We start from the raw sequence: 14,206 nt of genomic DNA, 5'->3' as shown, positions 1-14,206 counted from the left end.
TGGCACTAAGTTTAGCTCTTTATTAGGGTGAGGCAGGAGGCAGAGGGCTGTCTTCCTGGAGTACATGCTTTAGAGTGCATTTATACAATATTCGCTCCTGCCTCCTGCCTTCTGCCTTATCTTAGTGACATTCGTCCCTAATCCCTAGTCTTATAATCACTTGACTTTCAGCACCGACTTGCCCAAAGATTGGCAAATAACATCATTTTGTGGCGTATGTATACGGCTGCACAGAACGTCACGGTAGTGTCGCTCTAAAGGATTTCTCTTTAATAAACCAGGATTACCAGTTAGTTCTAAGGCAATCTCCACAGCACGAATCGAGTTAGTTGTAGTGAGATATTTAACAGCCTGTGTCTGTAATCCTACGTTAGGCTCATATTTGCCCTTGTCAATATCTTGAGCCAAACTATAAATCAATCTATTATTAGCAAATAGCAGTGCTTCTATCTCACCCACGGCAGTTTGGAAGCGTGGTAGAGTTGCTAGTGGCTCTTGGAGATTAGAAGGCGATCGCTCCCAAAGATATTTAACAAGCCAGTCTCGCGCACTACTAGCAACACCGAGATATAAAGCACTCACTGTCAAACTGCCCCAAGTAGAAATCAGCGGATCAAAAGATGGCGCAGCAGATATGGGGTTGATATTTAGAGCATACTCTGAGGGAATTAATACATTCTCTAAAATGAGGTCATGGCTGCCCGTAGCTCTCATCCCCAGGTGATCCCAAGTTTCGACAATTCGCAAACCAGGCAGATCGCGCGGAACCAGAAAATTCCCAACTTGTGGTTCATCTTCAGTTGTCCGTGCCCAAACAACAAAATAGCTGAGGATAGGACTGCCCGTGGTGTATTGCTTATGTCCTGTTAAACGCCAGCCATCTGCTGTTCGTTCGGCAATTGTTGCAGGTAATCCGCCTCTGGCTGGCGTTCCTAACTCTGGTTCAACACGGGCAGCATTCAGCAGGGCGATGCCTTCAATTGATTCACGACACAGCCGCCTATATACTTCTGGATGCCAGCGACGGCTACGGGCTGCATGAGCATGTTGAAGATAGTGCATTGTCAGTACTAATGCCGTCGAAGCATCGCCACGCGCTATCCCTTCAATCACCCGGCAGATAGTTGCCAATCCCAAATCCTGGCCACCGAATTCACACGGAATGGTGAGGTTGAGCAATCCTGCTTCATGCAAAGCTGTAAAATTCTCGAAAGGAAAGGAAGCATCTCTATCGTGTGCCCCTGCACGGGTGGCAAAATCTTTGGCCAGAGCCTCAATTCGGTCGAAAATATTGGGGAGAGTTTCTAAGCCTTGGGCTACAAAGGTGTCTGGCACTGCTTGCTCCAACTGTGACATAAATACTCCTTCGTAATTCACTGTACTACTAAATCAGAGATGTTTTTTCACTATGGAAGCATCTGAAGTTTGCAGGAACATCAATTTTTCGCATGACGGCAGTCTCCCCTCAATCTTCAATCCTCATTACCCAGACTGTATTACTTCTAGCGCTCGTAAAAATACTACTTAAAATCGACCGATATTTAGTAATTTAGTGGTTTTTGTAAGTATGACACAAACTCCTTTCATAGAGCAAGCCAAGTAGAAAATTCAGCGATCGCCCCACAATTTAGGAACTGAGTTCCCTACTGGTCTTTTAAGCTAATCGTCATTCAAATTAAATCTCCGCATTTGGAACTAAGCACGGAGAAACAAGCGTTTAAATATTCTCTGTTGAGAGTAATATAAAGATCCCTAGATAACACAGGGATAATTTTCTCATCAAGTAGATTTTCCAATGGATAAATATACAGCAGCACCATTGGCGATCGCAACCAAGGTGATATTGGTTGCTTTTATAGCGGTTCTTCTGCTACTGAGGTATAACTGGACTTCATATATAAATTTTTTAACTTTGAGGATGTACCCGATCTGAGTGAGAACCGCTATGGATGATTTCCTATATTTAACCAAATCTATGGTGTCACAATTTCGTCAGGGCACTGGCTCTATAAGCACCATTCAATTTATCCATTTACTACTTGACTCGATCGGATCGCAATATTAGGTTTTAAGAGACGAATTTGCGATTTATTGTCATTTTTTGAACTCTAGGCTCATTTAAACATCATGCTTATTTCTCAACTTCTATCAAGCTGTAATATGTATTGCTGCTATGCCCTTGATAGGAAAAATGCTAAGATTGCCTTAGTTAACTAGTGTGTGTGCCCGATCACAATATTAATGTGTTTTACCTCACAGCTAATTTAAACAACTTAAATATCACCTTTAAGCAAACAATAGTCGCCGTTATGGCTACCATCATGTTATGCAGCCTAGCTATTTAAAGATTTAATGTATAAATGGTTGTGAAATATATTTTTTTTGTTAAAAATCACCTATTAGATGACTTGTCCGAAAATTTACATTAAGAAACTACTAAAATATCTAAATTTAAGTGCTAAGGAGTGTAAGCTAATTATGTAAATATCATGTTTGTATGTAAATATGATGATGTTCGCAAGTCTCTTTTCGTCACTTGCATTTATTACACTATAGGAGGTATAATACAAACGTTAAATAACTTGCTAGATGCTCCCTTAAAGATACTAGGCAGTGCTGGAAAAAGATCCATTATGGAATCTCCAAGCAAGGTTAAGCAATATTTGTTTAAGTGGAGTTTTGCTTAATTGGTAAAATATTACTTAAACAAAAATTACGGTGTGCTTTTATAGCTTTATAGTTTTTATAGTCTTCTGTTTCCTGTAGCCTACTCAAGATCCTCTTTTGTTTCAGGTTGCACGAGCGGGATGAGGCTATCCCGAAGACTATCCCCTAGACTCGCAAAGCACTAGGGAATATGCCGGGAACTAATTGCACATTGTGTAAATTTCTGATTAACATTACAACGTTAGTCAGATTTGTAGTTGTGGCTTTTTTGCTGTCAGGCTTTGATCACACAACTGCAATGAATTACGTTTTCACATAATTTACGACTCAATGCAATTTCTAACTACAATTATGTCACACCATTTAAGTCAAGACAAGGCTGTTAAAGAGTTAGGAATGTCTGAAAACATTCTTTTAAGAATTCTTCCGATTCAGGTCTTGTTTAAGAGGATGAAAGCTAACTTTCAGCCATAACATTGTCCCGAACTAGAAAAAACTTTGAGAGTTTGTGATTGAGAAATGAAATACTTTGCATAGCTATATTACTGCATATAGCAAATTATGCTCCGAAAAGAATTCCTCTTAATCATCATTTACAACCACTGCTGATTGCAAAAATGAGCAATCCCGATTTGTGTGGAGTCTGTCAATGCAGTTATTTGCTCTGGAAGCTAAATGTCGGGAAACAAAGCTCTAGCTCGATATTCTGGCATTTACACAAGTTATTGCCACATCAAGAACTGGCTGCAACAAGTAGATTGCCCACTCAAGAAAAATACCTTGTATGTAAAAGAGAGATGCTTTACTACCATACTATTTCTCTCTAAACTCTACTCTAATAAAGCTTAGAGTTTCCTCGGTGAAAATACGGGATTAAATAATATTTTTAATGAAGTTTTGATTGGATTGCGACTGATAACTAACTAAATTTTTTTGTGGAGATTAGAAAATGCCACCAGTGCTTTCTGAGCAACATGTGGGTGAAAGAATTTTGTACACCTTGGGTACAAAACTTTCAGAAAAAGAATTAGAGAACTTATTGGCAGAAATGGAGGTTGTGGAGCCACCATCAGCAAAGCAATTCTGGCAATCTGCACAGACGAGTCCTGGTATATACATTATTCTTACAGGTAAAGTCCGACTATTAGATAGCTCTGAGAATTTAATTACTACCTTTGGTGCATGGTCTGTTTTTGGTGAATTGACCTTGTTTCCCGAAGCTAACTTTAGTCCTTATGCAGTTAGAGCTTCGACAAGCTTAAAACTTGGCTATTTTAGGCAAGAAGCATTGCAAAGGTTGATAGACAAGTATCCTAACATTCGCGATCGCCTATTTGCCCGTGCAGAACTTTGGGATTTGTTGTTGTTATGTCGCCAAGTATCACAATTCCCACGCCATACATCACAAGTTTCAGGAATGCTCAAAGCCTTATCTTTGTTTGAGCGACACCAGTTAGAAACTGGCTCTGTAAGTCCACACATATCACAAGATTCACAGTTGTGGCTATTGTACAAAGGTCAACTGCGGCATTCTGAAGACCATTCTTTGACACCAGGTACAATCTTTGCTCAACCAAAACAAGGAGATTGGCAAACAACGCAACCAACGATTGCTTACATTCTGAAAAACGACCAGATGCAAACAGCATTAGAATACTTCCCGGAGTTGGGGGAGTGGGCTTTTGCCATGAGCGTCAGCGGAACGGGATTGGAAACTGAGGATTGGGGACTGGGTGCTAGAGAAAAAATTCAATCTCCAAAATCTAAAATTATTCCTTTCCCCCAAAGAGAGAAGCAGTCACAACAACAGCCAACAAAAAAATCACGTTTTTACTTTCCCAGCCCGAAAGTACAAGTGGGGCATTGGTGGAAACGCATCACCAAAAGCTATCCCTTCTATGCCCAACAAAGTGCAGCTGATTGTGGCTCTGCTTGCTTGGTGATGATTGGTAACTATTGGGGCAAAAATTTTAGCATCAATCGCCTACGGGATATGACCAATGTCACCCGCAACGGTGCATCCCTAAAGGCTATGGCAGCAACAGCAGAATACTTGGGTTTTGCCACCCGTCCAGTGAAAGCTACTCTTGATAAATTAGCAGAACAACCTTTACCTGCAATTGCTCACTGGGAAGGTAAACACTTTATTGTTGTCTATGAAATTACCAAAAAGCGGGTGATTGTATGCGATCCGGCTCTTGGTCAACGCAGTCTGACAAAAGCTGAATTTCAAGCAGGTTGGACTGGTTATGCATTGTTATTGCAACCGACAGCTCTACTAAAAAGTGCTAAAAACGAAAGTAGAAGCTTCTGGAAATTTTTTGAGTTAGTCAAACCTCACTATCGAACACTAATAGAAATTTTCATCGCTTCGATAGTCATTCAATTATTTGGGTTAGTAACGCCAGTATTTACCCAGTTATTGCTCGATAGAGTACTTGTGCAACGCAGTGTTCCAACCTTAAACGCCATTGGTTTGGGAATGATTGTTTTTGGGTTGTTTGGTGTTGCTGTCAACGGTGTACGGCAATATCTCTTATTTCACACTGCTAACCGCATTAGTATCGCCTTACTCGTAGGCTTCATCAAACATACCTTCCGTTTACCCCTTGCTTATTTTGAGTCGCGTTTCGTTGGAGATATAATCTCGCGCATCCAAGAAAACCAGAAAATTCAGCACTTCCTGACTGGTCAGACACTCTCCATTGTGTTGGATATGCTGACATTAGTGGTTTATCTGGCTTTGATGTTTTCCTATAGCTGGCGGATGGCATTATTCGTGCTGTGTACTGTACCGCCATTTTTTATCTTGGCGCTGGCCAGCACAAGTATTTTACGCCGCATCTCCAGAGATATTTTTAATGCAGCTACCAAAGAACAAAGCTATCTCATAGAATCCCTAAGCGGAATTCGTACCGTCCGTTCATTAGCAATTGAACAGACAGTGCGTTGGCGTTGGGAGGAACTGCTAAATGATTTAATCAAAAAAGACTTTAATGCTCAAATAATTGACAATCGCATACAAATTATCAGTGGCGTCATCCACACCTTTGTAAATACTTCATTGCTGTGGTATGGAGCAACCCAGGTAATTAATAACGAACTAACTATTGGACAATTAGTTGCTTTCAATATGTTGGTGGGTAACGTCTTGAGTCCTTTCCAGCGACTGGCTCTGCTGTGGAATGAATTACAGGAAATCGTGATTTCTACCGAACGCATTAATGATGTATTGGAGGCGGAACCAGAAGAAGACTTAGAAACTAAACCCCGCAAATCGTTGGGTAAACTTCGCGGTAACATTTGTTTTCAGAATGTTACCTTTCGTTATCACCCAGAAAGTGACACTAACGTATTAGAAAATCTCAACTTTGAAATTAAGCCAGAACAGATGGTTGCAGTCGTAGGGCGCAGCGGTTCTGGAAAAACAACTCTCAGTAAATTGATTTTGGGTTTATACCCACCGACAGATGGCAAAATCCTCATTGATGGTAACGATATCACCAGTGTATCTATGCGATCGCTGCGTTCCCAAATCGGCGTTGTAGACCAAGATACTTTTCTGTTTGGTGGGACTGTTCGCGAAAACATTGCGATCGCTAATTCAAATGCTTCTTCAGAAGAAATTATCCAAGCAGCAAAATATGCTGGAGCCGATGAATTTATTCAAAAATTACCGATAGGTTACGAATCCGAAATTGGTGAAAGCGGCGGAATGCTCTCTGGTGGACAGCGCCAACGCCTAGCAATTGCTCGTGCTTTGCTCGGAAATCCTCGGTTATTACTATTTGATGAAGCCACTAGTCACCTAGATTCAGAATCAGAACGGATTATTCAAAACAACCTCAAAACAATTCTTCAAGGACGCACAAGTGTAATTATTGCCCATCGCCTCTCTACAGTCCGCAACGCGGATTTAATCCTGGTTTTAGATCAAGGTATTTTGGTAGAAAGCGGTACCCACGACGAATTAATCGCTAAAAAAGGTCATTATTACTACCTGAATCAACAACAGATGTCTCAAGTTAGTTGATGGGGCATTGGGCAGTCTTTTTCTTCTTTACGTTCGCGCAGCGTGTCGCAGACAGACTCTACACGTAGCTTGCTTCTCTGTAAGAGTACAATTTTGAATTTTGAATTTTGAATTTTGAATTTTGAATTGATTTCTCCCCCACTCCCCATCTACTATTATCGGAAAAAAAACCATGCCACATCCCAATAGATCGTCCCCACTTCCCCCAGATGAGCAAGATAAATATCAAGGTTACAAACAGCAAGAGGAATCGGTATTTGACGAGCAGACAGAGGCAGACAATGAAACTCAAGATTTGTACTACGGTACAGAAAAACTACTCAATGCCTTACCTCGAATTTGGACTCGTGGTTTGTTGTATACGCTCATTGCCTTTGCTGGCCTATTCTTGCCTTGGGCAATTCTCTCGAAAGTAGATGAGACTGGTAGCGCCAGAGGGCGTATAGAACCTAAAGGTGCAACTCAAAAATTAGACGCTCAAGCTGCTGGAAGTGTCAAAGCAGTTACAGTCAAAGAAGGAGATACAGTTAGAGCCGGCCAGGTTTTACTGGAACTGGATTCTGATTTGCTAGAAACAGACCTGCAACAAGTCCAGAGCAAATTGCAAGGGCTACAAAATCGGCAATCCCAACTGGAATTGCTGAAAAATCAACTCTTAATGTCAACGAGTCTTTTAGAACAACAAAATAAATCCCAAGAATTAGAAAAATTGGCTCAACTCAACCAGGTGCAGCAAAACCTGGATGCCAAACTGAGTAGCTATAACCTCCAAAAGTTAGAAAAAGAATCATCAGTTAAACAAGCACAGCAGCAAATTTCCACCAGTCGCGACGATCAAGAATCGGCTAAAAAACTTTTGAGTATAAATTCTAACCAAGTTGCTCGTTTTAGCCAACTTGTTGACCAGAAGGCAGTTCCGACAATCCAATTAGAGGAAAGCAAAAAACAAGAGGAAGAAAGCAAACGACTTTATAACAAGTCTCTATCAGATATTAAACAAGCCGAATTGCGTTTAGCCCAAGAGGTAAATAGTTATCAGGTAACTATCAAAACCTTGGAGTCTGATATCAAACAAGCAAAACTCCGACTGCAAGAAGAACAAAGTAGTTATAAAAGTGCCACGCAAGCCGGACAACTAGCTGTAATGAAAAATCAGGAACAGCTAAAAGACATACAGTCACAAATAACAGCAACGCAATCAGAAATCGCTCAGACTAAAAGTCAGCTTACATCTATAAGAGTACAAATTCAGCAGCGCGTGGTGCGATCGCCGATTAATGGGGTGATTTTTGAATTACCCACCACTAAGGCAGGAGCGGTGGTACAAGTCGGTCAAAGGATTGCCCAAATTGCACCCACGAAAACAGACTTCGTACTCAGAGCAAATATGCCTAATCAGGATAGCGGTTTCTTGAAGTTAGGAATGCCAGTAAAAATCAAGTTTGATGCCTATCCCTTCCAAGAGTATGGCATCGTGCAAGGGAAAGTTACTTGGATCTCGCCTGACTCGAAAGTTAGCCAAACACCCCAAGGCAACATCGAAACCTATGAGTTAGAAATCACTTTAGACCAGCAATATGTCCAAAATGGTAACAAACGTATTCGATTAGGTGCGGGTCAGACAGCAAATGCTGAAGTCATCATTCGTCAACGGCGAGTAATTGACTTTGTTCTAGATCCGTTCAAAAAACTGAAAAAGGGTGGTTTGGAGATGTAGTTAAAGGTATCGAAATCAGGAAATAGGACAAGGGAGATTGGAGGAATAATTAATGCCCCGTGCCCACCTGCCCTGAGCGTACCCCTGCGGGGAAGCAAGCTACGCGTAGCGTCTTGTAGAGAAGCCGAAGGGATGCCCAATCCCGCTTAATTATTGGAGATATCGTGTTATGCCCCACAATCTGACAATTTCCACCTCAGATATCATTCACAGTCTGAAACTCTCCTGTCAGATACCTGCTGTTGTGGAAGCGATCGCATCGCAAAGTATTATTGCTGAAGCCGCTCAAGCGGCAGGAATTACAGTCACGCCAGAAGAACTACAGCAAGAAGGAGATAACTTAAGGTTTGCCAAGAAGCTTGTCAAAGCTAAAGACACCTGGTCATGGCTAGAAAAACACCACCTCTCTGTGGATCAGTTTGAAGAATTAGCCTACAACAATATCCTTGCGCGGAAGTTAGCGAATCATCTATTTTCCGATCAGCTGGAAAAGCACTTTTACGAACATCAGCTAGATTATATCGCTGCCGTTACCTACGAAGTTGTTTTCGAGGATCGAGACTTGGCTTTAGAGCTTTTTTATGCCCTAGAAGAAGGCGAAATCAATTTTCCAGATATTGCTCGTCTATATATCTCAGAACCAGAAGCCCGTCGTGCTTATGGATACAAAGGACTCCGATACCGCAAAGATTTTCGTCCAGAGATTGCAGCCGCTGTCTTTGCTGCTGCACCACCAGAAGCTCTCAAACCGATAACTACTCCCAAGGGAGTGTATTTAATTTGGGTGGAAGAAGTCACTCAACCCCAATTAGATGAACAGTTGCGCCAAAAAATCATTACAGAATCCTTTTCTGATTGGTTAAAGCAACAAATCACCACGATGAAAATAGTTACTCAAATAGACTCAGACGGTTCACAAGAGGAATTAATAGATATGTTATTCACCAAGACTAAATAATGTAGGAGTTTTGAAATGTTTTTGTCGCTAAGTGTCTACCCTAAATTAGGATAGATTTCTCTAGTCTTCAAAAATGTTGCATATACAAGTTTTATTTACTTCAAAACTTAATAGCTTTTCTTTTTTAGTGTTTTGTAAATATATCTACAAAGTGCTGCTTTTGCTTTATTCAAAAATTAAATTAAATCGCTACAACTCTTGCTGGGCAGCAATTATTTAAATTTCTGCTTAAATTTGTTATGCAGTTTTTTCTAACTTCATATAGGACTACATACAATGCTTTTTAAACATAAACACATTAGTTTTTTTAATCATAAATTCCTCAAGAAAAGATTGACTTTTTTGAGGAATAAAGTATATTAGATGTATAGCCAAACGAAACAAGTTGGTTAGACCAAATATTCCCAACAACAGTTACAAATTTTAGGAGAACTCAAATGATCATTTCTGATCTAAACTACTTGGAAAATACCTCTGAAGAAATTCTTGGTGGTTGGAAGAAGATTGTAATCGTTAAGCCTGTAATCAAAAAATTCAACAGCGTTGCACAAGCTGATGCAGATGCTTCAGCAACCGGCGGCCTCAACAATGTAGCCGTAACTTTTACTAACGCTACCGTCACTCCTACTAGTGCTACTGCTTCATCATCAAGCTTTGCTCAAACTAGCAATTAGTAGTAAAAAGTAGTAATAATTAAACTCTACTTACGAAAAGTATTAACTTCTGCAAGTAGAGTTAGGCTCGAAAGCTTAGTATATTGATAAATGCCGAAGGCTCTTTGCTCATTTGAGCCTTCGGCTTTTACCAAAAATACATCTTTTGATCTTAAAAAACTGTTTCCGCAATCAAATTTTACAACTTACAACATTTAATTCTCAACTCAGTTTGCAGTCTGTGTTGTTTGCCCGCCCTGAATTAAAACTCTGGGCTAATAGTTATAAGAGGATTATTTTACCGTAGCGTTAAGCTTCTCGTAGACCCCGAAAGTAGAGAAGGGTAAAATTCCTTTTAATTAAGTTTAGGAAGTAATTAAGCAGACATGATATCAATCGATATCAGCTATAAGTTTCAAAAGCTTGAGTTCCTTGCAGATATAGGAACAAAAGACATATTAAATAAATAAAGATTGTATAAATTATAGCTCATAAATAAAAGGATACAAGCTCCTAACTTTATTTATGGGGATTGTTAATTTTGAATTTGGAGCAAAGCGACGTGACCACAATTCCTGATGCTCTCCAACTCGCAAGTTTATATTACCAAACTAAGCGCTTCACCCAAGCCGAAGAGATTTATCGTCAAATTATAGACTTAGATCCCCAGCAGTCAGAGGCATTGTATGGATTAGGTCTGCTGGCGCAGCAACGGGAACAATATCAAAATGCAGAACAATTTTTTCAAGCAGCCCTGCAATTACAGCCAGAAGTAGGGGCAATAAATAATAGTTTGGGGTTTACTCTGCAACAACAGGGTAAACTAAAAGAAGCGATCGCCTGTTATGAAAAAGCACTCTTAATTCTCCCTGACAGCATAGAAGTACAAATTAATATCAGAAATATTCTTCACATTCAAGGTAAGCTGTCACCAGAAGAACAAATCCACTACGCAGAGTTGAATGAGCAGCTTGCTTTAGGTAGGCAACAGGCAGGCGATTTCAAGATAGCAGAATTATATTATCGCCAAGCTATTGCATTGCAGCCAGATTTGGTATCATCTCATACTAATTTAGGAGAAGTACTCCAAAAACAAGGGCGATTCAATGATGCCATCGATTCTTACCAACAAGCAATAAAAATTAAACCAGACTATCATTACGCCTATCATAACTTAGGGTATCTTTTCCAGGAAAAAGGAAAATTTGCAGAAGCAATAGAAGTTTACGAAAAAACTTTAAGCATTCAACCTGATTTTGCAATCACCTATAACAACTTGGGAAATATTCTCAGGGCACAAAATAAATTTGATGCTGCCATAGAATCCTATCAAAAAGCGATTAAAATTCGACCTGATGTTGATTACATATATTCCAACTTAGGAACAGCATTGAGAGATGATAACCAAATAGAAGCGGCAGTCCAGGCATTTGAGCAAGCCGTCAAAGTGACACCAAACTACGATCTGGCTAAATTTGGTGCTTGCATGAGCCAACTACCAGTTATCTATTCTAATGTTGAAGAAATTGCATTCAGACGAAATCAGTATCAACAGTATTTGCAAGATTTAGCTAAATATTATGAATTAACTAATCGGGAAGAACGGGCCAAAGCATCTGAGGCTGTGGGAGCATTTCAACCTTTTTATTTGACATATCAAGGTTTAAATGACCGAGATTTACAGCGAACTTATGGAGAAATGATTTTCCAGATTATGTCGAGTCGCTATCCCCAAGATTGCCAGCCGCTGGTTCTGCCAAATTTAGATAAAAATCAAAAGGTTCGTATTGGTATTGTTTCTGGGTTTTTATCTAGTCATTCTAATTGGAAAATCCCGATTAAAGGTTGGGTAGAAAATATAGATCGAAGTGAGTTTGAATTATTTGGTTATTATACCGGAGACAAAACAGATTACTCAACAATGAGTGCCACCAAGGCTTTTGATAAATTTGTCCAAGGTGTTCGCTCAACTGAACAATGGTGTGAGGCGATCGCAAAAGATAAATTACATATCTTGATTTTCCCAGAATTTGGGATGGACCCAATGACGCTCAAACTGGGTTGTCTGAGATTAGCGCCAATTCAAATGACATCTTGGGGACACCCTGAGACTAGTGGACTCCCGACAATTGACTATTACTTGAGCAGTGACTTAATGGAACCAGAAAATGCTCAAGAACATTATACAGAAAAATTAGTTAGATTACCCAATCTATCTATTCATTATATGCCTTTAGTAATTAAACCCGAAGAAATTAAGAAACCAGATATAGGTTTAAAAGAGGATGATATTTTCTTCTGGTGTTGTCAGTCATTATATAAATATTTGCCCAATCATGATGATGTTTTCCCTTCTATTGCTAAAGAGTTAGGGAATTCTAAGTTTGTATTTATTAAAAGCAAAAGTGAAGAAATAACAGAAAGATTTCGCCAGCGCTTAAACCATGCTTTTGCAGCATTCGGGTTAGATTATCAAGATCACTGTTTGTTTTTGTCTTTCCTGAATAACAGTAAGTTTGCTGGGACTACAGCTTTAGCAGATGTCTTCTTAGATAGTATTGGTTGGTCTGGATGTAACTCCACGCTCGAATCTATTGCTCATAATATTCCGGTTGTCACTTTACCAGGAGAACTGATGCGATCGCGGCATTCTCTGGCAATTTTGCAGATGATGGGTATCGAAGAGACGATCGCTTCAAGTAAAGCAGAATACGTCAAAATTGCCATCCGTCTGGGGAAAGATGCTAAATATCGGCAATGTATTTCCCAACAAGTTGCAGAAAATAAACATAAATTATATGGCGATTTAAAGCCAGTCAAAGCGCTGGAAGATTTTATTTTGCAACTGGTTAATAAACCAAGACAATTTAACGCCGAAGAAGTTGCTGAACTGTTTCAACTTGCACTTCAAGATCATCGAGCTAATCGCCTAGACACAGCCGAAGAGCTATATCGTCAGGTGATAGAAAAACAACCAGACTATTCAGAAGCATTATACGGTTTAGGGATGCTGGCACAGCAGAAAGGTGAGTTGCAGGAAGCTCAGAAGCATTTGAGTGTAGCTTCGCAAGTTCAACCTAATTCTGTGAAAATTTGGTTTAGTTTAGGCAATTTGCTCCAAGGTCAAGGACAGTTACCAGAAGCTGAAGCCGCTTACCGAAAAGCTATTGCGTTGCGACCAGATGCAGGGACAATATACAACAATTTGGGCTACACCTTGCAACAACAAGATAAGTGGGAGGATGCGATCGCATCTTATCAAAAAGCTCTGGAATTTCAGCCCAACTGCATAGAAGCAGAAATCAATTTAGCGAATGCGCTGTTTGCCCAAGGGAAGCTTTCACCAGACAAACAAGCCTATTATGCAGAATTGAATTATCAGATGGGCTTTGCCCACCAAGAAGGAGCTGATTGGCAAACTGCTGTTGTTTACTATCGAACTGCGATCGCAATACAGCCTGATTTAGTAGAAGCCCATTATAACTTGGGGGTGATACTGCAAGAACACGGGGAGTTAGAAGAAGCGATCGCTTGCTATCAAAAAGCTTTGGAGTTCCATCCCCAACACCAGGAAGCCAACATCAAATTAGGAGATATTTACCAAACCCAGTAATAATAATTTACACAAGTTTACTCACTAAAATTTTCTGGCAAAACGGATTTATTTCACGCGATCGTCAATTTTCATCAATCTAAACTTAAACTTTCAAATTAAGGGGGTAAGATTTATGTCATTAACAATTTTTGAGAAAGTTAAAGACTTCCTGATCAGACTAGTCAAAGACGAAGCTTTTTACACTCAATTGATGAGTGATAAGATTGAGGAAGTGATAAAAGTCATGGAAGAAGGTGGCTATAATTTTTCTCAAGAAGAATTTGAAACAGCCTCAATTAAAATCTTGGAATTAAAAGAGCTAGGTCAGTTTGATGACCTCAGTGAAGAAGAATTAGTGGGAGCATTTGGCGGGCTTACAAACACTAAGGAAGCAGTCGCTCAACCATTGTATGGTGTTGTAGTCTCACCTCCCGAAAAAGGTGGAAAACCACCAATTAAATGTAGATGGATTCCTAAACCACATCCCAAGCCATGGCCACTTCCTTGTCAAGCAATAGATCCACCTGTACAAGCGTTATATGGAGTAGTTAGCCCAACAGCAGTACAATAACCCGATAAAAAC

At 39.9% G+C, this 14,206-nt stretch carries 8 protein-coding genes; 6 read left to right on the top strand and 2 right to left on the bottom strand.

The window, feature by feature from the left end; genetic code table 11:
* Positions 1 to 156: 156 nt before the first annotated feature.
* Together V7K84_RS18820 and V7K84_RS18815 are read right to left on the bottom strand one after the other, a co-directional pair.
* Positions 157 to 1,356, bottom strand: coding sequence for an acyl-CoA dehydrogenase family protein (locus V7K84_RS18820; protein ID WP_334840221.1), 1,200 nt, complete (start codon positions 1,354 to 1,356; stop codon positions 157 to 159).
* Between the two features lie 423 nt (positions 1,357 to 1,779).
* On the bottom strand, positions 1,780 to 1,971 hold the full coding sequence (locus V7K84_RS18815; RefSeq protein WP_334840219.1) for a hypothetical protein: 192 nt from the start codon (positions 1,969 to 1,971) through the stop codon (positions 1,780 to 1,782).
* Between the two features lie 1,645 nt (positions 1,972 to 3,616).
* Between V7K84_RS18815 and V7K84_RS18810 the strand changes: the two genes are divergently transcribed.
* The 6 genes from V7K84_RS18810 (at position 3,617) to V7K84_RS18785 (ending at position 14,194) form a co-directional block, all read left to right on the top strand.
* Positions 3,617 to 6,700, top strand: coding sequence for a peptidase domain-containing ABC transporter (locus V7K84_RS18810; protein ID WP_334840217.1), 3,084 nt, complete (start codon positions 3,617 to 3,619; stop codon positions 6,698 to 6,700).
* Between the two features lie 172 nt (positions 6,701 to 6,872).
* Complete coding sequence (locus V7K84_RS18805; protein WP_334840215.1) at positions 6,873 to 8,417, top strand: HlyD family efflux transporter periplasmic adaptor subunit; 1,545 nt, start codon at positions 6,873 to 6,875, stop codon at positions 8,415 to 8,417.
* Positions 8,418 to 8,586: 169 nt separating this feature from the next.
* Positions 8,587 to 9,375 (top strand): peptidylprolyl isomerase, encoded by a 789-nt coding sequence (locus V7K84_RS18800; protein ID WP_334840213.1) that lies wholly within the window; start codon positions 8,587 to 8,589, stop codon positions 9,373 to 9,375.
* Between the two features lie 437 nt (positions 9,376 to 9,812).
* A complete protein-coding gene (locus V7K84_RS18795; RefSeq protein WP_334840211.1) occupies positions 9,813 to 10,049 on the top strand; it encodes a hypothetical protein in 237 nt (78 codons plus the stop codon).
* 541 nt (positions 10,050 to 10,590) lie between these two features.
* The gene (locus V7K84_RS18790) at positions 10,591 to 13,641 is read left to right on the top strand and encodes a tetratricopeptide repeat protein (RefSeq protein WP_334840209.1); all 3,051 of its coding nucleotides are present in this window, start codon (positions 10,591 to 10,593) and stop codon (positions 13,639 to 13,641) included.
* 115 nt (positions 13,642 to 13,756) lie between these two features.
* Entirely contained in the window at positions 13,757 to 14,194 is a 438-nt protein-coding gene (locus tag V7K84_RS18785) for a Nif11-like leader peptide family RiPP precursor (RefSeq protein ID WP_334840208.1), read from the top strand.
* The last annotated feature ends 12 nt before the right edge of the window (positions 14,195 to 14,206 follow it).

The organism is Nostoc sp. (assembly GCF_036917315.1).
In the GTDB taxonomy this organism is placed as follows: domain Bacteria; phylum Cyanobacteriota; class Cyanobacteriia; order Cyanobacteriales; family Nostocaceae; genus Nostoc.
The sequence above is the reverse complement of the archived record's forward strand: the minus strand, read 5'-3'. Positions and strand labels throughout refer to the sequence as shown.

Excerpts from the sequence above, each read along its gene's own strand:
- V7K84_RS18800 (WP_334840213.1), top strand. The coding sequence starts at position 8,587 with ATGCCCCACAATCTGACAATTTCCACCTCAGATATCATTCACAGTCTG.
- V7K84_RS18785 (WP_334840208.1), top strand. The coding sequence starts at position 13,757 with ATGTCATTAACAATTTTTGAGAAAGTTAAAGACTTCCTGATCAGACTA.
- V7K84_RS18795 (WP_334840211.1), top strand. The coding sequence starts at position 9,813 with ATGATCATTTCTGATCTAAACTACTTGGAAAATACCTCTGAAGAAATT.
- V7K84_RS18810 (WP_334840217.1), top strand. The coding sequence starts at position 3,617 with ATGCCACCAGTGCTTTCTGAGCAACATGTGGGTGAAAGAATTTTGTAC.
- V7K84_RS18820 (WP_334840221.1), bottom strand. The coding sequence starts at position 1,356 with ATGTCACAGTTGGAGCAAGCAGTGCCAGACACCTTTGTAGCCCAAGGC.
- V7K84_RS18805 (WP_334840215.1), top strand. The coding sequence starts at position 6,873 with ATGCCACATCCCAATAGATCGTCCCCACTTCCCCCAGATGAGCAAGAT.